This window comes from Pseudolysinimonas yzui (genome assembly GCF_014653215.1).
Classification (GTDB): Bacteria; Actinomycetota; Actinomycetes; order Actinomycetales; family Microbacteriaceae; genus Pseudolysinimonas_A; species Pseudolysinimonas_A yzui.
This window is the reverse complement of sequence record NZ_BNAI01000002.1, coordinates 276,285-298,175: the sequence shown is the minus strand read 5'-3', so window position 1 is coordinate 298,175 and position 21,891 is coordinate 276,285. Positions and strand designations below refer to the sequence as shown.

Below are 21,891 nucleotides of genomic sequence, written 5' to 3'. Positions count from 1 at the left end.
GCGACCCTCAAAAGACGGCCTTCTGCCCGCGAACTGGGGGCACGACAGCGCGCTTCTGGGGCGAATCCGGGCTGCTGTCGAGCCGGATCGCGGACGGAATTGCGATCGGAGCCGCCTGTGGGAATCGAACCCACGACCTTCTCATTACGAGTGAGATGCTCTGCCGACTGAGCTAAGGCGGCGGACCCGGCGGGCCGGGAACCGTCGAGAAGTTTAGCCGACGCGCGTGGGCGGGGATGACGCGATCAGATCCGCCCCGAGTCGGAAGGCCCGCTCCACCAGGTCGGGGAGGCCCGGAGACGCGTCCGGGTGGTCGAGCCAGGCGAACCAGGCGTGCCGGATGAAGGCGAATGCGGTGAGCGCGACGAGACGGGCGCGATCACGGGCCTCGTCATCCGGCAGTTCCGGATGCTCGGAACGCAGCCGACGCAGGGCGAGGTCGGTGAGCTCCTCCTCGAAGCGATGCACGTTCGCCATGCGCCGCACGCCGAGCTCGGGATACCGCTTGCCGAGGGCGCGGCGTTCCATGAGCAACTCGGGGTCGCTGAGCAGCCGGGTCGAGCCGTGCACGACGACCCGGGCGAGTCCGCTCAGGATCGGGCCGCGGTCGGCGACGAACCACTCGATCTCGGGGTTGCCGTCGAGCGTCGGAGCGTCGCCGAGGATCGCGTCTTCCTTCGAGGGGAAGTAGTTGAAGAACGTGCGCGGCGAGACGTCGGCGATGCGCGCGATCTCGTCGACGGTCGCCCCGTGGAGCCCCTGTTCGCGCACCACCTGCAGCGCCGCACGCTGGATCGCGTGGCGCGTCGCGAGCCGCTTGCGTTCGCGCAGGCCGAGCTGATCGGGCTGGTCGGGAGACGTCATCCGCTCATTTTATTGCATCGACTGCAAACTTGCATCCTGGGTCTCGACACGCGCCAGCGGCGCTACCCGACCACCGAGCAGCTCAGCAGAGGGGGTCGGATGCCGGCACCGTGCCGTCGATGAAGTAGGCGTCGACGGTGCGCTGCACGCACGGGTCACCCGTCGTATACGCGGTGTGCCCCTCGCCCTCGTAGGTCACGAGGTGCCCGTTCTCGAGCTGATCGGCGAGGGCGACGGCCCAGACGTACGGCGTCGCCGGGTCGTTCGTCGTGCCGACGACCAGGATGTCGGCCGACCCCTCGGCGGCGATCGCCACGCGATCCCGGGTCGCCGGGAACGGCCACGCGTCGCACAGCGTGCCGCCGTACGACATCACCGGGCCGAACACGGGTGCCGCCTCCTTGAGCAGCGCCGCCTCCGCCCTCATCGACTCGGGGGTGATCTCCGTCACGTAATCGAGGCAGTTGATCGAGAGGAACGCCTCGGTCGAGTTGTCGGCGTACGTGCCGTCGGGGTTGCGGCCGTTGTAGTTGTCGGCGAGGAAGAACGCCGTCGTGGTCTCGCCGGCGAACACCTCGCTGAACAGGTCGTCGAGGTAGGGCCAGTTGCCCTGGTTGTACAGGGGCAGGATGATCGCGATGAACATCGTGCTCGACCCGAGCATCCTGCCGTCGACTCCCGGCAGCGGCGTGACCGCCAGCTCGCTGAGCAGCGCTCCCGTACGGGCCATCGCGTCGTCGACGGAACCGGTGAACGGGCACTCTTCGCGGGTCACGCAGTCGGCGAGGTAGGCCTTGAACGCGTTCTCGAAGCCCACCGCCTGCGTCTTCGTGACGTCGAACTCGGTCGTCGACGGGTCGACGGCGCCGTCGAGCACCAGGCGCCCGGTCTTCTCGGGATAGAGGTCGGCGTAGGTCGCGCCCAGGAACGTGCCGTAGGAGAAGCCGAGGTAGTTGAGCTTCTCGTCGCCGAGCACGGCGCGCAGCAGATCCATGTCGCGGGCGGCGCTCACCGTGTCGACGAACTGCAGGAGCGCCCCGGTGTGGGTGAGGCAGCTCTGCGCGAACTCGGCGTTCGCGGTGGCGAGATCGGCGATCCACTGATCCGATCCGACCGTTCCCGGGATGATGCCGTAGTTGTACTCGTCGAGGAAGGCCGGATCGTCGTAGCAGGAGACGGCCGACGACCGGCCGACGCCCCGAGGGTCGAAGCCGACGATGTCGTAGCTGCGCTGAAGCGTCGCACTCGTCGCGTAGTCGGCGCTCTCGAGCACGAAGTCGTAGCCCGACCCGCCCGGTCCGCCGGGGTTCACCAGCAGTGACCCGATCTTCGTGCCGGTCGCCGGCTGCCGCACGAGCGCCAGCTCGATCTCGGCCTCGCCGGGGTTGCTCCAGTCCATCGGGGCTCGGGCCGTCGTGCACTGCATGCCCCCGCCGCAGGAGTTCCACCGCAGCACCTGGTGGTAGTACTCCTCGAGGTCGGCGGCGACCTCCTCGCCGGTCGGCTGCGAGGTCGACTCCACCCGCGGCGGCACGAACCATTGCAGGCATCCGGTGAGGGTCGCGACGACGGCGACGCCCGCAAGCACGGCGAGGCTCACGCGAGTGGTCTTCATGGCGACCTTTCTAACGCACGGGAGCGGTGTCGCGCACCGCGGTGATCAGCATGGCTTCGAGGGCCAGTGCGGGGGCGACGTTGCCTTCGATGCGCGTACGGGCCTCGGTGATCGCGTCAAGGGTGGCGAGGGTGGCGGCGGGTGTGGTCGCCCGCGCCGCCGCGTCGAGCTCGGAGTAGATCGCGAGGTTCACCGGGTCGGACGTGACCCCCAGTTGCATCAGCAGGATGTCGCGGTAGAGCGACAGCAGATCGACGAGGATGCGGTCGAGCCCGTCGCGCAACGACCGGGTCGCCCGGCGCTTCTGGTCTTCTTCGAGGCTCTTGAGTTGGGCCCGCAACCCGGCAGGCACGGTGCCCCCTGGCTCGATGCCGAGCGACCGCAGCGCGCTCGCCCGCTCCTCGGCGTCGCGTTCCTCGGTGATGGCCTTCGCGTCGGCTCCCGCCACCTCGAGCAGCTCGGCGGCGGCGAGCACGGCACCGGACACGCTGCGGATGCCGAGCGCGAGTTCGAGCGTACGAGCCCGGCGATCGCGGGCCTCGGCGTTCGTCGCCAGGCGATGCGCCATCCCGATGTGGCTCTGCGCTTCGCGGGCCGCGCGCGTCGCTTCGGGCAGGCTCACCCCGTCGCGGCGCGAGATCAGCTCGGCGACTTCGGCGACGTCCGGCACGCGCAGCCGCACGGTGCGCACCCGGCTGCGCACCGTGGGCAGCAGGTCGGCGTCGCTCGGCGCGCAGAGAATCCAGATGGTGCGCGGCGGCGGCTCCTCGAGCGCCTTCAGCAGCACGTTGCTGGAGAGTTCGGCCATGCGGTCGGCGTCTTCGATCACCATCACGCGGTAGCGACCGACCGACGGCGAGAAGTAGCTCGAGGTGACGAACTCCTTCACGTCTTTGCGCAGAATCGTGACGCCTTCGGTGCTCAGCACCCCGAGATCGGGATGCGTGCGTGCCGCGACCTGCGCCTCGGTCTCGGCCTCATGCCCCGGGCGCGCGATGAGCGCGGCGGCGAAGGCGTAGGCGAGAACCGACCGCCCCGAGCCGGGGGGACCGGTCAGGAGCCAGGAGTGCGTGAGGCCGTCGCCCGCGGCGGCGGCGCGCAGTGTTGCAACCGCCTCCGCCTGCCCCGTCAGGTCGTCCCAGCTCATACGCTCACCGTATCCGTCGGCGACGACCTCAGCCGACCGAGGGTGCCGAGGCTCGGCGACGAGCGAGGCGGAGCGCGACGGCCCCGGCGAGGAGCAGCGCCAGCGCGGCACCTCCGAGGAGCCCGGGCGTCTCGCCGGTCGGGGGCAGCAGTGCGGCCAAGGTGACGCCCGACGTGGTCGCGACGGTCGGGCCGGCGCCGACGGCGTTCACCGCGGAGACCCGGAAGAGGTACGCCTGACCCGCGACGAGCCCGGTCACCCTCGCCGTCGTCGCGGTCGAAACGCCGTCCGCGAAGATCGACCAGGTGGTGCCCCCATCGGAGGAGTACTCGACGACGTAGTCGGTGATCGGGCTGCCCCCGTCGGACGCGGGCGTGACCCAGGCGAGCACCGCTTCGCCCGAGGCGGGGTCGGCCGTCAGGGCCGTCGGCGGGCCCGGCACCGTCGTGAGCGGGGTGCCCGTGTTCGACGCCGCGCAGGCATCCGCGAGTTCGGTGCCCGTTCGGGCGACGTTCGAGATGCGCATCGCGTCCACGTGCCCGAGGATGTTCTCGTTCGGCACCGACAGGTCGTCCATGAAGAACCACGCCTGGGTCGGCACGGCGTAGGAGCGCCCGACCTGCCCGAGGTAGTCGCCGTCGAGGTAGAGGTCGAGGGTGTTCACGGGGGTCTCCGGCGCCGACCAGGCGAGACAGTGCAGCGTGTCGGCGGGAAGCGAAACGCCGGCGAGAGGCGCATCGGGGTAGTTCTGCAGCCCACCGTCGAAGTAGTACAACCCGTTGTCGTCGAGGTTGTCGTGCGTGAACAGGCGCTTCCACGAATCGATGTCCGTGGGGTGCACGAGCACCTCGACGGTGTAGGGCGGAGTGAGGAGAGAGGCGTAGGCGCTCCAATCGATGCCTTGCGCCTGGTCGTCGATGCGCGGCAGCACGAGTCCCTGCCCATAGGTGCTTGCGACGTAGGTCGCCGACGGATCGAGCAGCGTCGCGTGCCGGCCGTTGCCGCTGGAGTCGAGCACGTCGCCGTTGAACTCGAAGATCGCGAGGGTCGCCGGGTCGGACGGAAAGAAGACGTCGGGGTCGGGCGCCGCGGCGACGCCGACGGGTGCGAGACTCACCGCGACTCCCAGCACAACGGCCGCAGATGCCCGGGCGGTGAGTGCGGCGCGACGCGTCATGGTGGCGTCATCGTCCCACACCGCACGCCCCGTCGGGCGACAGCCGCTACTTCTTCTTGGCTGCGGCTTTGCGCGGCGGTGCCTTGCGCTTCGGGGCGGGGCCCTTCGCGCGCTTGTCGGCGAGCATCTGCACCGCCCGCTCGAAGTCGATCGACTCGATGTCTTCGCCGCGCGGGATCGTCACGTTCGTGATCGAGTCGGTGACGTAGGCGCCGAACCGGCCGTCGCGGATGCGGATCGGCTTGCCCGACTCGGGGTCGGCCTCGAACTCTTTGAGGGCGCTCGAGGTGCGCGCAGCGCCGTACTTGGGCTGCGCCAGGATCTCGAGGGCCTTGTCGAGGGTGAGGTCGAAGATGAGATCCTCCGACTCGAGCGAGCGCGAGTCGGTGCCCTTCTTCAGGTACGGGCCGTAGCGCCCGTTCTGCGTCGTGATCTCGACGCCGTCCGCCGGGTCGACACCCACGACGCGCGGCAGGCTGAGCAGCTTGAGGGCCGTCTCGAGGTCGACCGTCATCGGGTCCATCGACTTGAAGAGGGATGCCGTGCGCGGCTTCACCGCGGGCGCCTTCTTCGCGGGCTTCTTCTTCGGCGTCTTCACCTCACCCGTCGCGATGTCGACGACAGGCTCGGGTTCGGGAGTCGGCTCCGGCTCGGGCTCGAGCTCGGTGACGTACGGACCGTACCGGCCGTCCTTCGCCGCGATCTGCTTGCCGGTCTCGGGGTTCACTCCGAGGATGCGGTCGCCCACGACCGGCGCGTCGATGAGCTCCTGCGCCTTGGCGGCGGTGAGCTCGTCGGGCGCGAGTTCCGGCGGAACGTTGACCCGGCGCGGGGTGCCGTCGGCCGACTCGGGGTCGGGCGTCTCGAGGTACGGCCCGTACTTGCCGATGCGCAGGGTGATGCCGTTCGCGAGCTTCACCGAGTTGATGTCGCGCGCGTCGATCTCGCCGAGGTTGTCGACGACGGTGCGCAGACCCTTGTGATGTTCGTTGCCGAAGTAGAACCCGGTGAGCCAGTCGACCCGGTTCTGCTCGCCGTCGGCGATGCGGTCGAGGTCGTCTTCCATCTCGGCCGTGAAGTCGTACTCGACGAGGTCGGCGAAGTGGTCTTCGAGCAGCCGCACGACGCTGAACGCGATCCAGTTCGGCACGAGGGCCGTGCCGCGCGGAGTGACGTAGCCGCGGTCGATGATCGTCGAGATGATGCTCGCGTACGTCGACGGGCGCCCGATGCCGAGCTCTTCGAGCGTCTTCACCAGGCTCGCCTCGGTGTAGCGCGGCGGCGGGCTGGTCTCGTGGCCCTTCGCCTCGAGCTGCTGCAGCGGAAGCTCCTGCCCGACGGTGAGGTTCGGCAGGCGCTTCTCGTCGTCGGCTTCCTTCGCCTCGGGGTCGCGGGCCTCGTCCTTGCCTTCTTCATACGCGGCGAGGAAGCCGCGGAAGGTGATGACGGTGCCCGATGCGGTGAACTCGGCCGTGCCGGCATCCGCTGTCGTCCCGGCGATCGTGACGGATGCCGTCGACCCGCGCGCGTCGGCCATCTGCGAGGCGACGGTGCGCTTCCAGATGAGGTCGTACAGCTTGAAGTCGTTGCCGCGTAGCACGGTGGAGAGTTCCGACGGGGTCTTGAAGACATCCCCGGCGGGGCGGATCGCCTCGTGCGCCTCCTGCGCGTTCTTGTTCTTGCCGGTGTAGACGCGCGGCTTCTCGGGCACGGTCTCGGCACCGTACAGCGCCGCGGCCTGGCTGCGCGCGGCATCCGTCGCCTGCTGCGACAGCGTCGGCGAGTCGGTGCGCATATAGGTGATGTGTCCGTTCTCGTAGAGCCCCTGCGCGACGCTCATCGTCTGCCGGGCCGAGAACCGCAGCTTGCGCGCGGCCTCCTGCTGCAAGGTGCTCGTGGTGAACGGGGCGGCCGGGCGGCGCGTGTAGGGCTTGGTCTCGAGATTGGTGACCGTGAAGGATGTCGTGTCGGCGCGCAGGGCGGTGGCCAGCTTCTCGGCGGCGGCCTCGTCGAGGGCGACGACGTCGCCGGTGAGCTGACCCTTGTCGTCGAAGTCACGACCGCTCGCGACGCGCTTGCCGTCGAGGCGGGCGAGTCGGGCCTGGAAGGTCTCGCTCGAGGCGCCGAGTTCGGCGGTGAGATCCCAGTAGACGGCCGAGACGAAGGCGAGGCGCTCGCGCTCGCGGTCGACGACGAGCCGGGTCGCGGCCGACTGCACGCGGCCGGCCGAGAGTCCCGGGCCCACCTTGCGCCAGAGCACCGGGCTGATCTCGAAGCCGTACAGGCGGTCGAGGATGCGGCGGGTCTCCTGCGCGTCGACGAGTGCGGTGTCGATGTCGCGGGTGTTCTCCTGCGCCCGCTGGATCGCCTCCTTGGTGATCTCGTGGAACACCATGCGCTTCACGGGAACCTTGGGCTTCAGCTCTTCGAGCAGGTGCCAGGCGATCGCTTCGCCTTCGCGGTCTTCATCCGTCGCGAGGTAGAGCTCGTCGGCGTTCTTGAGCGCCTTCTTGAGGTCGGCGACGGTGCGCTTCTTCTCGTCGCTCACCACGTAATAGGGAGCGAAGCCGTTTTCGACGTCGATCGAGAACTTGCCGAGCGAGCCCTTCTTCAGCTCCGGCGGGAGGTTCTTCGGCTCGATCAGATCGCGGATGTGGCCCACCGAAGCCAGCACTTCATAGCCGTCGCCGAGGTACTGGCCGATGGTCTTCGCCTTCGCGGGGCTCTCGACGATGACCAGCTTGCGGCCGGCGGACTTCGACTCGGGCACTGTTCTCCTTCTATCCGGTGCACACCATACACACACTTTTCTCCTGCAAGCCGGGGCGGCCCGTCGGGCGTCATCGTGGCGTCATCGTGGCGGGCCGGCGCGCGCCTCGGCGGTGACGAGCACTCCGGCGACCCGCGCCGACACCGTGATCGTCGCCACGACACCCTCCAGCTCGCAGGCGACGAGGGCCGCCCCCGAGGTCTCGACGACCTGAGCGGCCACCTCGCACGGGATGCCGGGATGGATGCCGAGAGCCGTGTCGGCGGCGGCGAGCGCCCCGGCATCCGCGGCCGCGATCACCCGCTGCCGCTGCGCGAGCGCCGCACCCACCCCGACCGCGGCGAGGGTCAGCACCGCGAGCATCGCGAGGGCGGCGAGCGCCAACACGCCGCCCGAGCCGCGTTCTTTCTGGCGAGTCATCGCCCGTCGTCGTGCCGCCTCGACGCCGGTCATCGCCCGTCGTCCAAGGCGCACGCCCCCGCGCGGGCCTGCAACCCGAGCACGGCCGCCGGCCCTATCGGCGCGACTTCGACCCGCACGCATCGGAGGTCGCCGTCCACCCAACTGCTGAGCACCGCGCCCGGAACCTGACGCTGCAGTCGGGCCGCCACCGCCGCCGCGGAGTCTCCGCGACCGAGCCCGCGCGCGGCGTCGGCCGCGGCATCCTGCGCCCGCACCTGCAGCCCGGCGACCTGCACCCCGCCGAGCAGCAGCGCGACGACGCCCAGCACCGCCGGAAACGCGAGCGCGAACTCCGCGGTCGCGCTGCCCCGCTCGGCACGCCACCGGGCCACACCGCCGCGTGCGGTCATCCCGCCGAGTTCAGTGCCCGTTGCACGAGATCGGTGAGGATCGCCTGCACCTCGCCCGACCGCAGGATCACCACGAGCAGCCCGGCGAAGCCGACCGCCGCCATGATGACGATCGCGTACTCCGCCGTCGCCGCTCCGGTATCCGCGCGGAGCCTCGCCGCCATCCGCTGCCACATCGATCGCATCGCGTACCTCTTTATCTCTCCGCAGAGGCGGAGGGTCGGGGCACGAGCACTCCGATTCTGCGCGACCGGCGCGTCATCCCGTCGTCTTCCCGGCTCTCGGGTCGAGCAATCGGGCCGGGCCGGCGTTGTGCAGGACGAGACCCGGATCGGGGCTCACAACGAGGCGATCGTCGAGGAGATCATCGCGAGTAAGAGAGGAGCGACGCCGAGCGCGACGAACGCGGGCAGCACGCACAGCCCGAGCGGCAGCAGCAGCCGGGTGCCGAGGGCGGCGATGCGCATCCGCACGGCGGCCTGCGCCTCGCGTCGGGCCCCCCGGGCCTCGGCGCGCAGCAGCGCGGCCACCGGCACCCCCGCGCGTTGCGCGAAGGTGATCGCCGGAGCCGCGGAGTCGTCGGGCGGCAGACCCGCCTCGGCGAGCGCCGCCGCGGCCCGCTCGAGTGCGGTCGACGCCGGCGCTCCCCCCGAGACGGCGACGGCGACGAGCTCACAGCCGAGGCCCGGCGTCGGGTCGGCCTCCCGCGCGCGGGCGACCAGCCGCCGCATCCACCGCCGGGCGATGAGCAGCAACCCTCCGCCGGCGACCAGGCAGAACCACCCCGGCGGTGTCGTGGCGAGCACCCCGAGGGTGTCGACGCCGAGCAGCGCCCCGCCGAACAGACCCAGCACGGGCAGCGCGAGCACCACCCGCGACGTCGCGAGCGGGCCGGCGAGCGCGATCTCCACCTCGCGACGCGCGTCGTCGGTCGCGATGAGCACCTCGCCGAGACGGGCGAGGGTCGCGGCAAGCGGAGCCCCCGCGTCGGTCGCCACTCGCCACGCCGCCGCGACGCACGCCCAATCGGATGCCGCCGCGGCATCCCGGGTCGCCTCGAGGATCGCGGCGGGCAGCTGGTCGGCGCCACCGCCCTCGGCCACCCGGGCGGCGACGGGGTCGGACTCACCGAGGTGCCGCCACGCGGTGAGGGGCGGCAACCCCGCTTCGAGCAGCACGGCGAGCCGCAGCACCGCAGCCGCAGGAGTCGACGCCGTCACGTGCGCACCTCCAGCCGGCCCCGACGGTCGAGCCCGAGCCTCCCGAGGGCGGCGAGCCGTCGACCCTCCGGGACACGCTCGACATGCAGCACGACGTCGAGTGCGCTCACCGCCTGCCGGGCGACGGCGTCGGGCGACATGCCGGCGAGCGCGCCGAGGGCTTCGAGCCGGGCGGGAACGTCGGCGAGCGAGTTGGCGTGCAGGGTGCCCGCTCCCCCGTCGTGTCCGGTGTTGAGCGCGGCGAGCAGTTCGCGCAGCTCAGGTCCGCGGCATTCGCCCACCACGAGGCGATCGGGGCGCATCCGCAGCGCTTCGCGCACCAGCCGGTCGAGTCCGACTCCGCCAGCACCTTCGAGGTTCGGCTGCCGCGCCTCGAGCGACACCACGTGCGGATGGGCGATGCGCAGCTCGGCGACGTCTTCGAGCACGACGATGCGTTCGTGCGGGGGCGCGGCACCGAGCAGCGCGGCGAGGAATGTGGTCTTGCCGCTGCCGCCGGCCCCGGTCACCAGGAGGTTGGCACGGCGCGCGACGAGCTGCCGGATGCGCCCCACCGCGACCTGCGCGAAGAATCCCACGGCGTCGAGATCGTCGAGCCCGGGACGCACCTCGGCCGGTAGCCGCACCGACACCAGGGCCCCGCCACCCGACACCGGAGGCAGCACGGCATGCACGCGCACGCCGTCGCCGAGCCGCACATCCACCGCCGGGGTCGCCTCGTCGAGGTGCCGCCCGCCGAGGGCGATGAGTCGCACCGCGAGCTCCCGCGCCGCCGCGGCAGGCACCCGCACCGCCTCGACGGCGGCCGCCCCCGTACCCCGATCGACCCACACCGTGCCGTCGCCGTTGAGGAAGACATCCGTCACCCCGCGCTCCGCGACGGCCGCGGCGAGCGGTCCGAACGCCCCCGCGGGCACCCCTCGTGCCACGCCGCTGCCCTGGGCGACGAAAGCGGTCATGCGTCGATGATTCGCCTCGGAGCGTCGCGCCCCCAGTTCGGGGCATCCCACGTGCACAAAGCGCGCCGACCGGTGGACGGGGAGGACGCGACGTGGTCGGCGCGTTGTACCCCATCGGGGCGCAACGCATCGGGATCAGCCGGCGCGCCTCTCGACGGTGAGGCCCTGCTGTTCGATGCCCAGAACCGCACGACGAACGGCAGAAAACCGCGTCGTTAAAAGGAGAGGGGCGGCGCCCATTGGGGGGAACAGGCGCCGCCACAGCGACGTTGGATTGGGGGGAATCGCGCACGTCGCGAGCCGAGATTGCGCTCGGATGGTCCCGAGTGTACTCCAAATGGAGGACACCGCAATGGGCAGAAATGATCACGAATTCCCCAGAACCCGCAAGAGGCCGAGCACCCCCTATCCAGGGCACGATCACGGGCCTCGGAACGCTGGCTAGGATCGATCACGGACCCCGTCGCGGGGGCCCCCGGCAACGCCGCCCGGCCGGTCGAACAGACGCCGCGGGAGCCTGCTCCCGCAGAGAGGCCCATCGTCATGACTTCGATCGACAACCTGCTCCACGAGGACCGCCGGTTCCCGCCGGGCCCGGAGTTCGCGGCGGCCGCGATCGCCCAGCCTCGCCTCTACGAGGAGGCGGCATCCGATCGCCTCGCCTTCTGGGCCGACCAGTCGCGACGGCTGCTGCACTGGAACGAGCCCTTCACCGAGGTGCTCGACTGGTCGGCGGCTCCCGTCGCGAAGTGGTTCGGCGACGGGAAGCTCAACGTCGCCTACAACTGCCTCGACCGGCACGTGCTCGCCGGCCACGGCGACCGGGTCGCCTACCACTGGGAGGGCGAACCCGGGGATGCCCGCACCGTCACCTACGCCGAGCTCACGAGCGAGGTGAAGAAGGCCGCCAACGCCCTCGCCGCCCTCGGCGTCGGCCAGGGCGACCGGGTCGCGATCTACCTCCCCAACATCCCCGAAGCCGTCGTCGCGATGCTCGCCGTCGCCCGGCTCGGCGCCATCCACTCGGTGGTCTTCGGCGGCTTCAGCGCCGAGTCGCTGCGTGCCCGCATCGACGACGCCCAGGCGAGACTCGTCATCACCGCCGACGGCGGCTGGCGCAAGGGCAAGGTGTTCCCGCTCAAGCCGACGGTGGATGCCGCGGTCGCTGGTGAGTCGCCCGTCGAGCACGTGCTCGTGGTGCGCCGCGGCGAGAACGAGGTCGAGTGGACCGACAAGGATCTGTGGTGGCACGACGTCGTCGACGCCGCGAGCAACGAGCACGAGGCCGAGGCGTTCGAGGCGGAGAACCCGCTGTTCATCCTCTACACCTCGGGCACCACCGGAAAGCCCAAGGGCATCCTGCACACCTCCGGCGGGTACCTCACCCAGGTCGCGTTCACGCATGAGAACGTGTTCGACCTGCACCCCGAGACCGATGTCTTCTGGTGCACCGCCGACGTCGGCTGGATCACCGGCCACAGCTACGCGGTCTACGGCCCGCTCGCCAATGGCGCGACCTCGGTGATGTACGAGGGCACCCCCGACACCCCGCACCCGGGCCGCTGGTGGGAGCTGATCGAGAAGTACAAGGTCTCGATCTTCTACACGGCGCCCACCGCCATCCGTTCCTTCATGAAACTCGGCGGCGCGATCCCGGCGAAGTTCGACCTCACGTCGCTGCGCGTGCTCGGCAGCGTCGGAGAGCCCATCAACCCCGAGGCGTGGGTCTGGTACCGCGACATCATCGGCGGCGGGAAGACCCCGATCGTCGACACCTGGTGGCAGACCGAGACCGGCGCGATCATGGTGTCGGCGCTGCCGGGCATCACGACGCTCAAGCCCGGGTCGGCGCAGGTGCCGGTGCCCGGCATCTCGATCGCGATCGTCGACGACGACGGCACCCCCGTCGGCAAAGACGAGGGCGGTCTGCTCGTCATCACCGAGCCCTGGCCCGCCATGCTGCGGGGCATCTGGGGCGACATGGACCGCTACGCGGAGACCTACTGGTCGAAGTTCGCCGACCAGGGCTACTACTTCGCCGGCGACGGCGCCCGGTACGACCGCGACGGCGACATCTGGCTGATGGGACGGGTCGACGACGTCATGAACGTCTCGGGCCACCGGCTCTCGACCGCCGAGATCGAGTCGGCCCTCGTCGGCCACGCCGCCGTCGCCGAGGCCGCCGTCGTCGGTGCGCACGACGAGACCACCGGTCAGGCGGTCGTGGCGTTCGTGATCCTGCGCTCCGAATACGCCGAGCTCGAGGATGCGTCCACCGAGTTGCGTGCGCACGTCGCGACCGCGATCGGCGCGATCGCCCGCCCCCGCGAGCTGTACGTCGTCGCGGAACTGCCGAAGACGCGGTCGGGCAAGATCATGCGCCGCCTGCTGCAGGACATCGCTGAAGGCCGCGACATCGGCGACACCACCACCCTCGCCGACACCTCAGTGATGTCGATCATCTCGGACAAGTACGCCGCGTCGCCGAAGTCCGACTGAGGGTCAGGCGCGGTCACAGTTCGAAGGGCTCGAGTCCGCCCATCAGTTCGACCGCGCCCGCAGGGCACTCGGCGTTGGCGGGTTCACCCACCGTGCGCGCAGGTAGATCGACCGGGAGTGACCAGCACGCGTAAGCCGCGGCTTGACCGTTGCCGAATCCGACGCCCCCCTCAACGACGCTCTTGCTGAGCAACGTCAGTTCGCCACGGCCGCCGGCTTCGTCGATCTCGAAGGTGATGGTGAGGGTGCCGCCGGGAATCGTCTGCAGCTCAAGCTCCTCCGGGCTCAGTCCCGCGAATGACGGTCCGATCCGGATCTGGTTGGTCTCGATCGCTTCGTGCAGAGTCGACGCCTCCGCGATCGCGACATCGCCGGACACGCGCTCAGCGATGACCTCGATCTCGTTGCGCACACTCGCCTGCGCCGCCTCCTCCATCGATCGCGAACTCGCGCAGCCAGTCATGGCCCAGAGGGCCACGGCAGCGACCGCAAGAGCCACCGCGTTACGGGCAGATCCCGGCAAGCGCCGTTTCTCCTGTCTAGGCGAATTCGAGGATGAGCTCGAGCTCGACCGGGGAGTCGAGGGGGAGTTCGGAGACGCCGACGGCGCTGCGGGCGTGACGGCCGGCGTCGCCGAAGACCTCACCGAGCAGTTCGGAGCCCCCGTTGGCGACACCGGGCTGGCCGGTGAATCCGGGGGCGGAGTTGACGAAGACGACGGCCTTCACGACACGGGTGACGCGGTCGAGCGACCCGATCGCCTCGGCGGCGGCGGCGAGCGCGTTGAGGGCGCAGCGCCGGGCGAGGAGTGCGGCTTCTTCGGGCGTGACGGCATCCCCGACCTTGCCGGTCGCGAGAAGGGCCCCGTCGGCGAACGGGAGCTGGCCCGCGGTGAAGACGAGGTTGCCGGTCACGACGGCGGGAACGTAGGCGGCGACGGGTTTCGCGACGACGGGCAGCTCGAGTCCGAGTTCGGCGAGCCGGGCAGCGATGACGCTCACTGCGCGGCCTCCGTCGAGAGCGGACGCTTCAGGTAGGCGACGAGGCCGCCTTCGGGGCCGGTGACGATCTGCACGAGCTCCCAACCCTGCGATCCCCAGGTGTTCAGGATGGCCGTCGTGTTGTGGATGAGAAGGGGCGTCGTGACGTATTCCCACGTGGACATTCCAGGGTTTCCTTCAGGTTCGCGGCGTATTCCGTGACGTAGCCTCACCATATGGCGGACCAGAGATCGACGGCGACGAGTCTTCTGAGGGCCATTGCCGGAACCCTCGGGTTCAGCGTACTCGCCGGTTTTCTCGTGACCATCCTGGTCGCACCCGCCATCGCTGTCACCGGCGTCACCGCGACGAACACGGTCGGCATCTTCAACGAGCTGCCCGAGTACATCCAGCTCGACTCCGCCAGCCAGCAGAACACGATCGCCGTGCGCAACGCCGACGGGACGCTGACCACCGTCGCGACGATCTACCGGCAGAACCGCCAAGAGGTAGGTCTCGACCTGATCGACGACGACCTCGAGTGCGCCGCTCTGGCAGGCGAGGACCGCCGTTTCTACGAGCACGCCGGGGTCGACCTGCCCTCCCTCGTGCGTGCGGCCATCGGTCAGATCACCGATACCAGCGATTCCGGTGCCTCGACCCTGACGATGCAGCTGGTGCGCAACATCCTCCAACACGAAGCGCTCAACAACGACGAGTGGACGCAGGACGAGAAGAACGAGGAGATCGCGGCCGCGCTGGCCCCCACCCTCGACCGCAAGATCAAAGAGATGAAGCTCGCGATCGGGCTCGAGAAGAACTACACGAAGGATGAGATCCTCCAGGCGTATCTCAACATCGCGGGCTTCGGCGGCAACACCTACGGCGTGCAGGCGGCGGCCAAGGAGTTCTTCGGCAAGTCCGCGGCGGACCTGACGATCGCCGAGGCTGCGAGTCTCATCGCCATCGTGCAGGAGCCGAACTCGCGCAGCCTCAACGATCCCGAGAACTACGCCGACAACCAGGCCCGCCGCGACGTCATCCTCAAGGAGATGAAAGGGTACGGCTGTATCACCGCCGAGGAACGCGACGAGGCGCTCGCCATCCCGGTCGACGAGGAGTTCGTCAACATCCAGCCGTCGACCGTGGGATGTCTCAACGCGTCGCAGGGATACGGGTACATCTGCGACTACGCACTGCACGTCGTCGACGAACTCGGCGCACTCGGTGGCACCCCGGAAGAGCGACAGGATACCTGGGACCGCGGCGGCTTCACGCTCGTGCTGACCATCGACCCCGGCCTTCAAGCCGTGGCCTGGAACACCGTCCATCAGTGGGCGCCCTCGAACGAAACCCGCTTCGATCTCGGCGCCGTTGCCACCTCGGTCGGAGTCGGCACCGGCAACATCCTCACGATGGCGCAGAACAAGACCTTCGACGACTCGCTTCACCCCGCCGACCCGCTCACCACGAACGCCGTCAACCTCGCCGCCGACCTCGCCCATGGTGGGTCGCTGGGCTTCCAGCCCGGCTCGACGTACAAGCCGTACGTGCTGCTCGCGTTCCTCGCGGCCGGGCACGGCCTCAACGAGTCGTACAACGCCAGCATCCGCGAGGTGAACCAGGCGGAGTTCGCCGACAGCTGCGGCCCGGCCCTGTTGGCCAACGGCGAGCCCCGCACCGACGAGAGCGGCAACGTGGTCGCTCCGCCCTGGGGCGGAAAGTACAAGTTCCGCAACGACTCGAACGAGCAGGGGTCGTACAAGATCGAGCGGGGCACCGCGCAGTCGGTGAACTCCGTGTTCATCCAGATGGCGAAGGCCGTCGACCAGTGCGACATCAAGAAGATCGCCGAGTCGATCGGCGTGCACGACGCGGGTGGGCACGACCTCGTCACCCGTCCCTCCTGCTCGATCGGCGGGTGCGAGAACAACATCGCGCCGCTCACCCAGGCGGCCGCCTACGCGGCGATCGCCAACGGCGGCGTCTACTGCGAGCCGATCATGATCGCCGCCGTGATCGACCGGGCCGGCGAGACGCACGAGGGCCAGGCGAAGGATTGCAGCCAGTCGCTCGTGTCGCCGAGCGTCGCGAACACCGCGGCTCACGCGATGGCCGCCGTCATGAGCGGCACCGGCTCGGCGTCGAACCCGAACGACAAGACCCCCTACATCGGCAAGACCGGAACGACCGACGAGTCGGTGCACACCTGGATGGTCGGCTCCTCGACGCAGGTCGCGACCGCCGTCTGGGTCGGCAACATCACCGGGAAGCAGGCGATGCGTAATGTGCGCGTCAACGGCCAGAGCGGCGGTCTGCTCCGGCACCGGATCTTCAAGACGATCGCTCAGGCGATCGACGTGGTCTACCCCGGTGGCGCGTTCCCCGGTCCCGACCCCGCGTTGCTGACCGGCACCACGGTCGACGTGCCCGACGTCATCGGCCACACCCTCGAGCAGGCGAAGCGGGCCATCGAAATCGCCGAGCTCAACTTCGAGCACGGCGGCGACATCGACTCCGACCTCCCTGCCGGTCAGGTCGCGGCCACCGACCCCGCGCCGGGCACGGCGGTCTCCCGCGGTGCGACGGTTCGTGTCTACACCAGCAACGGGCTCGCCGTGCCGGTGCCCGACGTCATCGGAATGTCAAGGGGTGATGCGGAGAGCGCGCTCGACGCCGCAGGTTTTGGCGTCAACGCGGTGTGTGTCGACGACTCCGACCTCGGCAGCCCGTTGCCACCGCCCACGGTCGACGACGTGACCTCGCAAGATCCGCCGGGCGGCACCATGCGCAACCCGGCGAGCACGACGGTGAGGATCAGCTACTACCGGCCGATCTGTCCCTGAGCGTTCCGGGGCTTCCTTCAGGTTCCTGACCGGACCCATCGCGTACCCTAACGCTATGCCCGCCCAGAAAACGACGGCCACCAGTCTGTTCACGGCAATCCTCGGAACCCTCGGGTTCAGTGCCCTCGCTGGTGTTCTCGTGACCGTCATGATCGCCCCCGCCATCGCTGTCACGGGCGTCACGGCCAGCAACACCGTCGGCATCTTCAACTCGTTGCCCGAGTACATCCAGCTCGACCCCGGCAGCCAGCAGAACACGATCGCCGTGCGCAACGCCGATGGCACCCTGACGAACGTCGCGACGATCTACAAGCAGAACCGTGAAGAGAAGACGCTGGATGAGATCAGCGACTACCTCGAATGCGCCGCGGTGGCCGGTGAAGATCGCCGCTTCTATGAGCACGGCGGGGTCGACCTGCCGTCGCTGGTGCGCGCCGCGATCGGCCAGGTCACCGGAGACGACGGGGCCGGTGGTGCCTCGACGCTCAGCATGCAGACGGTGCGCAACATCCTCCAGCAGCAGGCGCTCAACGACGACAGCCTGACCGAGGAGGCGCGCAAGAAGGCCATCCAAGATGCCCTCGACCCGACCCTCGATCGAAAGATCAAGGAGATGAAGCTCGCGATCGGGCTCGAGAAGAACTACACGAAGGACGAGATCCTCCAGGGCTACCTCAACATCGCGGGCTTCGGGGGCAACACCTACGGTGTACAAGCGGCCGCGAACCAGTATTTCAGCGTCGACGCAGCAGATGTCACGATCGCCCAGGCCGCGAGCCTCCTCGCGATCGTGCAGTACCCGAACCTGCGTGACCTCAGCGATCCCGAGCATTACGCGGCCAACCAGGATCGCCGCGACGTGATCCTCACCGCGATGGAGGACTACGGCTGCATCACGAAGGCGGAGCGCGACGAGGCCATCGCCATCCCCGTCGATGAGAACTTCGTGCTCCCGTCGCCGTCATCGGTCGGGTGCCGGAGCGCCTTGCAGGGCTACGGCTACGTCTGCGACTACGCCCTGCACGTCGTCGATGAACTCGAGGCACTCGGCGGCAGCGCGGAAGAGCGTGAGCAGGCGTGGGACCGCGGCGGCTACCAACTCGTGCTCACCATCCACCCCGATTTGCAGGCCGCGGCGTGGAGCACGGTCCATCAGTGGGCTCCGTCCAACGAGACCCGGTTCGCGCTCGGTGCCGTCGCCACATCGGTGGAGGTCGGCAGCGGCAAGATCCTGACGATGGCCCAGAACAAGACCTTCGACGACTCCCTCGAACCCGCCGACCCCCAGAACACCAACGCCGTCAACCTCGCCTCCGACGTTGCTCACGGCGGATCCCAAGGGTTCCAGCCCGGGTCGACGTACAAGCCGTACGTGCTGCTCGCGTTCCTCGCCGCCGGCCACGGGGTCAATGAGTCGTACAACGCGAGCATCCGCGAGGTGAACCAGGCGGAATTCACCGACACGTGTGACCCGTACTACAACGCCGAGGGTGTTCTTCAGGGCCCGCCGTGGGGCGGCATCTACAAGTTCCGCAACGACTCGAACGAGTCGGGCTCGTACAACATCGTGCGTGGCACCGCCGGGTCGGTGAACTCGATCTTCATCCAGATGGCGAAGGCCGTCGACCAGTGCGACATCGCGAAGATCGCCGACTCGATCGGTGTGCATGACGCGAGCGGCGCCGAACGACTCATGACGCGGCCCTCCTGCTCGATCGGTGGCTGCGAGAACAACATCGCCCCGCTCACCCAGGCGGCGGCATACGCCGCCATCGCCAACCAGGGCATCTTCTGCGAGCCGATCATGATCGACGCGGTCATCGACCCGACGGGAAACTCGCAGCCCGGGCAGAAGCAGGAGTGCGGGCAGTCGCCGCTCGTCTCCCCTGGGGTGGCGAACACCGCCGCCTACGCCATGGCCGCGGTGATGGGCGGCACCGGTTCGGCATCGAACCCGAACGACGGCACCCCGTACATCGGCAAGACGGGAACGACCGACGAGTCGGTTCACACCTGGATGGTCGGCTCCTCGACCCGTGTCGCGACCGCGGTCTGGGTGGGCAACATCACCGGCAAGCAGGCGATGCGTAACATCCGCGTCAACGGCACAAGTGGTGGCTTGCTACGACACCGCATCTTCCGACCGATCGCTCAGGCGATCGACGCGGTCTACCCCGGCGGCGCATTCCCCGGGCCCGACCCCGCATTGCTCACTGGATCGCCGGTCGAGGTGCCGAACGTGATCGGCAGCACCCTCGAGCAGGCGAAGACCGCGATCGAGCTCGCCGAACTCGGTTTCGAGCACGGTGGTGACATCGACTCCGACCTCCCCGCCGGCCAGGTCGCCGCGACCGATCCCGCTGTGGGCTCGGGCGTGCCGCGGGGTACCACGGTGCGGGTCTTCACCAGTAACGGCCTCGCCGAACCGGTACCGAACGTCGTGGGGATGTCGAGGAACGACGCCGAGGACGCGCTCGATGATGCGGGCTTCAACGTCGATGCCGTGTGCGTCGACGACGAAGATCTCGGCAATCCGTTGCCACCGCCGGCCGTCGACAACGTGACCTCACAGGATCCGCCGGGCGGCGCGATGCGCAACCCCGGGAGTACCACGGTGACGATCAGCTACTACCGGCCGATCTGTCCATGACCCGTGTGCGCGCGGCGGGCGTCGTCCTCGGAGCGACGACCGCCGCGGCACTCGGGGCGCTCACCTGGGGCGTGTTCGTCGAACGCACCCGCTTCACGGTGCGCCACGAGGTGCTGCCGATCCTGGAGCCCGGGGCGCGGTCGCTGACGATCCTGCATCTCAGCGACCTGCACATGGCGCCGTGGCAGCGCAAGAAGCAGGACTTCGTGCGGTCGCTGGCGCGCTATGAGCCCGACCTGATCGTCGACACCGGCGACAACCTCGGACACGCCGAGGGGCTGGTCGGCATCCGTCGTGCGTTCGAACCGTTCCACGGCATCCCGGGCGTCTTCGCTCACGGGTCGAACGACTATCACGGCCCGGTGCTCAAGAATCCGTTCTCGTACTTCGGGGGCCCGTCGAGGAAGAAGAAGCAGCAGCCCGATCTCGACGTGGGTGCGCTCAACGCGTTCCTCGGCGACGACCTCGGCTGGCTCGACCTCAACAACACCGCGCGGGCGCTCGAGTTCCGCGGTCACCGGATCGAACTGTTCGGCACCGGTGACGCCCACCGCGGCTGGGACCGGCTCGACACCCTGCCCGGCGCGATCGAGGCGCTGCGCGAAGAGGTCGAGTGGGATGCCGACGCTCACGCCGTGCTCAAGCTGGGGGTCACCCACGCCCCCTACCGCCGGGTGCTCGACGCGTTGACCAACCAGGGCGCCGACCTCATCCTCGCCGGACACACCCACGGCGGGCAGGTGCGCATCCCCGGCCTCCCCGCACTGGTCACCAACTGCGACATCCCGCACCGCCAGGCCCAGGGCCTCTCGGTCTGGAACGGGCAGCGTCGTTCGGCGCTGCTCAACGTCTCCGCGGGCCTCGGCACCTCGATCTACGCGCCCGTCCGCTTCGCCTGCCCGCCCGAAGCCGTGGTGCTCACCCTGGTTCCGGTCGGCTATCCTTGACAGGTTGCCGCGACAACGCAGTAACGGGGTATGGCGCAGTTTGGTAGCGCGCGTCGTTCGGGACGACGAGGCCGCAGGTTCAAATCCTGTTACCCCGACCAACGTGGAGAGGGCCGCCCGACGGGGCGGCCCTCTCCACGTTTCGTTCCGCGGAAACTACCGGGCCCCCGCTGCCGGTTCCGGCGCGCCGCCTCCGGCGGCGTGACGGCCGTGCACGTCGGGGCGTACCCCGACGCCACCCAGCGGAATCGCATCGCGATTCCGCGTCACGTATTGCACACAGCCTTTCCACGCTTAGTGAATAGGCCGCTAAACTAATCCCCGGATCTGGAAACCTCAGATGGGCGGGAAAACAAATTGAAGAAGCAAATCACGCAGCTGGTCGACGATCTCGACGGCACCGTGCTCGAATCCGGTAACGGCACCACGATTCGTTTCGCCCTCGAGGGCCGCCAGTACGAGATCGACCTCTCGACGGCGAACGCTCAGCGGCTCCGGGCGGCGCTTGCCCCCTTCATCTCGGCCGGCCGTTCCGTCGCCGGCACGCGGGGCACCTCAAGCCCTCGTCGCTCGAGCCGCAACGCGAGCGGCGAGCTCGCCGCCATCCGCTCCTGGGCGCAGGGCCACGGCTATGCGGTCGGCGACCGCGGTCGCATCTCGGCCGAGGTGCGCGAGGCCTACGAGCGCGCGCACTGACGGGTCTCGACACGCCGCTACGCGGCTACTCGACCACCGAGGGTCAGCTGAAGTCGGTGTCGGGCCCTGAGCGGTACGAGAAGTCGTACTTGGGCCGCCAGCCGCGGTTGAGCACGCCGCCCGACTCTTCGAGGTAGCAGGCGCCGCACAGCGACTCGTAGGTCACGTCGACGCCGTCGATGGCGACCTGATCCCCGTCGAAGACGAATGCACCTCCGACGGTTCGCGCGTTGAAGATCGCTTTGCGCCCGCAGCGGCAGATCGTCTTGAGCTCTTCGAGCGAGTGCGCGATCTCGAGCAGCCGACGGCTGCCGGGGAACGCGATGGTCTGGAAATCGGTGCGGATGCCGTAGGCCAGCACCGGCACGTCTTCGTCGATGGCGATGCGCAACAGGTCGTCGATCTGCTGTTCGCCGAGGAACTGCACCTCGTCGAGCAGCAGGCACGCGACATCCGACCCGGTCTCACGGATCACCTGCTCGCGATGGGTCATGAAGGCGGCGAGCACGTCTTCGTCGGGGGCGATCGTGAAGTCGACGGGTCGTGACACCCCGAGGCGCGAGACGATCGCCGCTTCACCCTTGGAGTCGATCGCCGGCTTGGCGAGCAGCACGTGCTGCCCGCGCTCCTCGTAGTTGTAGGCCGCCTGCAGCAGGGCGGTGCTCTTGCCCGAGTTCATCGCCCCGTAGCGGAAATACAGTTTCGCCAT

At 69.2% G+C, this 21,891-nt stretch carries 19 protein-coding genes and 2 tRNA genes; 6 read left to right on the top strand and 15 right to left on the bottom strand.

What is annotated here, in order from left to right:
- Window positions 1-109 precede the first annotated feature (109 nt).
- The 11 genes from IE173_RS07260 to IE173_RS07210 form a co-directional block, all read right to left on the bottom strand.
- Window positions 110-182: transfer RNA gene (locus IE173_RS07260), tRNA-Thr, on the bottom strand.
- Between the two features lie 31 nt (window positions 183-213).
- Window positions 214-864, bottom strand: coding sequence for a TetR family transcriptional regulator (locus IE173_RS07255; protein ID WP_191282787.1), 651 nt, complete (start codon window positions 862-864; stop codon window positions 214-216).
- Window positions 865-946: 82 nt separating this feature from the next.
- Window positions 947-2,479, bottom strand: coding sequence for an alpha/beta hydrolase (locus IE173_RS07250; RefSeq protein ID WP_191282786.1), 1,533 nt, complete (start codon window positions 2,477-2,479; stop codon window positions 947-949).
- Between the two features lie 10 nt (window positions 2,480-2,489).
- Window positions 2,490-3,626, bottom strand: coding sequence for a DNA polymerase III subunit delta' (locus tag IE173_RS07245; protein WP_191282785.1), 1,137 nt, complete (start codon window positions 3,624-3,626; stop codon window positions 2,490-2,492).
- Window positions 3,627-3,654: 28 nt separating this feature from the next.
- Window positions 3,655-4,803 (bottom strand): fibronectin type III domain-containing protein, encoded by a 1,149-nt coding sequence (locus IE173_RS07240; protein ID WP_191282784.1) that lies wholly within the window; start codon window positions 4,801-4,803, stop codon window positions 3,655-3,657.
- Window positions 4,804-4,849: 46 nt separating this feature from the next.
- Window positions 4,850-7,573: a type I DNA topoisomerase gene (topA, locus tag IE173_RS07235; RefSeq protein ID WP_191282783.1), complete on the bottom strand. Its 2,724-nt coding sequence runs from the start codon at window positions 7,571-7,573 to the stop codon at window positions 4,850-4,852.
- Window positions 7,574-7,654: 81 nt separating this feature from the next.
- Window positions 7,655-7,993 (bottom strand): Rv3654c family TadE-like protein, encoded by a 339-nt coding sequence (locus IE173_RS07230; protein ID WP_191282782.1) that lies wholly within the window; start codon window positions 7,991-7,993, stop codon window positions 7,655-7,657.
- A gap of 29 nt (window positions 7,994-8,022) precedes the next feature.
- Entirely contained in the window at window positions 8,023-8,385 is a 363-nt protein-coding gene (locus IE173_RS07225) for a TadE family type IV pilus minor pilin (protein WP_191282781.1), read from the bottom strand.
- Window positions 8,382-8,570 (bottom strand): DUF4244 domain-containing protein, encoded by a 189-nt coding sequence (locus IE173_RS07220; RefSeq protein WP_191282780.1) that lies wholly within the window; start codon window positions 8,568-8,570, stop codon window positions 8,382-8,384. Before IE173_RS07220 ends, IE173_RS07225 begins: the two co-directional genes overlap by 4 nt.
- A gap of 153 nt (window positions 8,571-8,723) precedes the next feature.
- Window positions 8,724-9,605 carry a type II secretion system F family protein gene (locus tag IE173_RS07215; RefSeq protein WP_191282779.1) on the bottom strand — a complete coding sequence of 294 codons (882 nt, stop codon included), beginning with the start codon at window positions 9,603-9,605 and terminating at the stop codon, window positions 8,724-8,726.
- Window positions 9,602-10,564, bottom strand: coding sequence for a TadA family conjugal transfer-associated ATPase (locus IE173_RS07210; RefSeq protein ID WP_191282778.1), 963 nt, complete (start codon window positions 10,562-10,564; stop codon window positions 9,602-9,604). The genes IE173_RS07215 and IE173_RS07210 overlap by 4 nt, the downstream gene beginning before the upstream one ends.
- A gap of 543 nt (window positions 10,565-11,107) precedes the next feature.
- Here IE173_RS07210 and acs point away from each other — a divergent pair.
- Window positions 11,108-13,063, top strand: coding sequence for an acetate--CoA ligase (acs, locus tag IE173_RS07205; protein ID WP_191282777.1), 1,956 nt, complete (start codon window positions 11,108-11,110; stop codon window positions 13,061-13,063).
- A gap of 13 nt (window positions 13,064-13,076) precedes the next feature.
- Here the strand turns inward: acs and IE173_RS07200 are convergent, their stop codons facing one another.
- Genes IE173_RS07200 through IE173_RS07190 form a run of 3 tightly spaced genes read right to left on the bottom strand, consistent with a single transcriptional unit; the run spans window position 13,077 to window position 14,228 of the window.
- Window positions 13,077-13,586, bottom strand: coding sequence for a hypothetical protein (locus IE173_RS07200; RefSeq protein ID WP_191282776.1), 510 nt, complete (start codon window positions 13,584-13,586; stop codon window positions 13,077-13,079).
- A 16-nt stretch (window positions 13,587-13,602) separates the two neighbouring features.
- Window positions 13,603-14,064 carry a RidA family protein gene (locus tag IE173_RS07195; RefSeq protein ID WP_191282775.1) on the bottom strand — a complete coding sequence of 154 codons (462 nt, stop codon included), beginning with the start codon at window positions 14,062-14,064 and terminating at the stop codon, window positions 13,603-13,605.
- Window positions 14,061-14,228 carry a DUF4177 domain-containing protein gene (locus tag IE173_RS07190; RefSeq protein WP_191282774.1) on the bottom strand — a complete coding sequence of 56 codons (168 nt, stop codon included), beginning with the start codon at window positions 14,226-14,228 and terminating at the stop codon, window positions 14,061-14,063. Before IE173_RS07190 ends, IE173_RS07195 begins: the two co-directional genes overlap by 4 nt.
- A 51-nt stretch (window positions 14,229-14,279) precedes the next feature.
- On the opposite strand from IE173_RS07190, the gene IE173_RS07185 reads away from it, so the two are divergent.
- The 5 genes from IE173_RS07185 to IE173_RS07165 all read left to right on the top strand — a co-directional run bounded on the left by IE173_RS07185 (window position 14,280) and on the right by IE173_RS07165 (window position 21,182).
- Complete coding sequence (locus tag IE173_RS07185) at window positions 14,280-16,889, top strand: transglycosylase domain-containing protein (RefSeq protein WP_191282773.1); 2,610 nt, start codon at window positions 14,280-14,282, stop codon at window positions 16,887-16,889.
- Window positions 16,890-16,944: 55 nt separating this feature from the next.
- Window positions 16,945-19,539 carry a transglycosylase domain-containing protein gene (locus tag IE173_RS07180; RefSeq protein ID WP_191282772.1) on the top strand — a complete coding sequence of 865 codons (2,595 nt, stop codon included), beginning with the start codon at window positions 16,945-16,947 and terminating at the stop codon, window positions 19,537-19,539.
- Window positions 19,536-20,486, top strand: coding sequence for a metallophosphoesterase (locus IE173_RS07175; protein WP_191282771.1), 951 nt, complete (start codon window positions 19,536-19,538; stop codon window positions 20,484-20,486). The genes IE173_RS07180 and IE173_RS07175 overlap by 4 nt, the downstream gene beginning before the upstream one ends.
- A 24-nt stretch (window positions 20,487-20,510) precedes the next feature.
- Window positions 20,511-20,587, top strand: a tRNA-Pro gene (locus IE173_RS07170).
- A gap of 256 nt (window positions 20,588-20,843) precedes the next feature.
- A complete protein-coding gene (locus tag IE173_RS07165; RefSeq protein WP_229841961.1) occupies window positions 20,844-21,182 on the top strand; it encodes a histone-like nucleoid-structuring protein Lsr2 in 339 nt (112 codons plus the stop codon).
- A gap of 43 nt (window positions 21,183-21,225) precedes the next feature.
- Here the strand turns inward: IE173_RS07165 and IE173_RS07160 are convergent, their stop codons facing one another.
- Window positions 21,226-21,891 (bottom strand): thymidine kinase, encoded by a 666-nt coding sequence (locus IE173_RS07160; RefSeq protein ID WP_191282770.1) that lies wholly within the window; start codon window positions 21,889-21,891, stop codon window positions 21,226-21,228.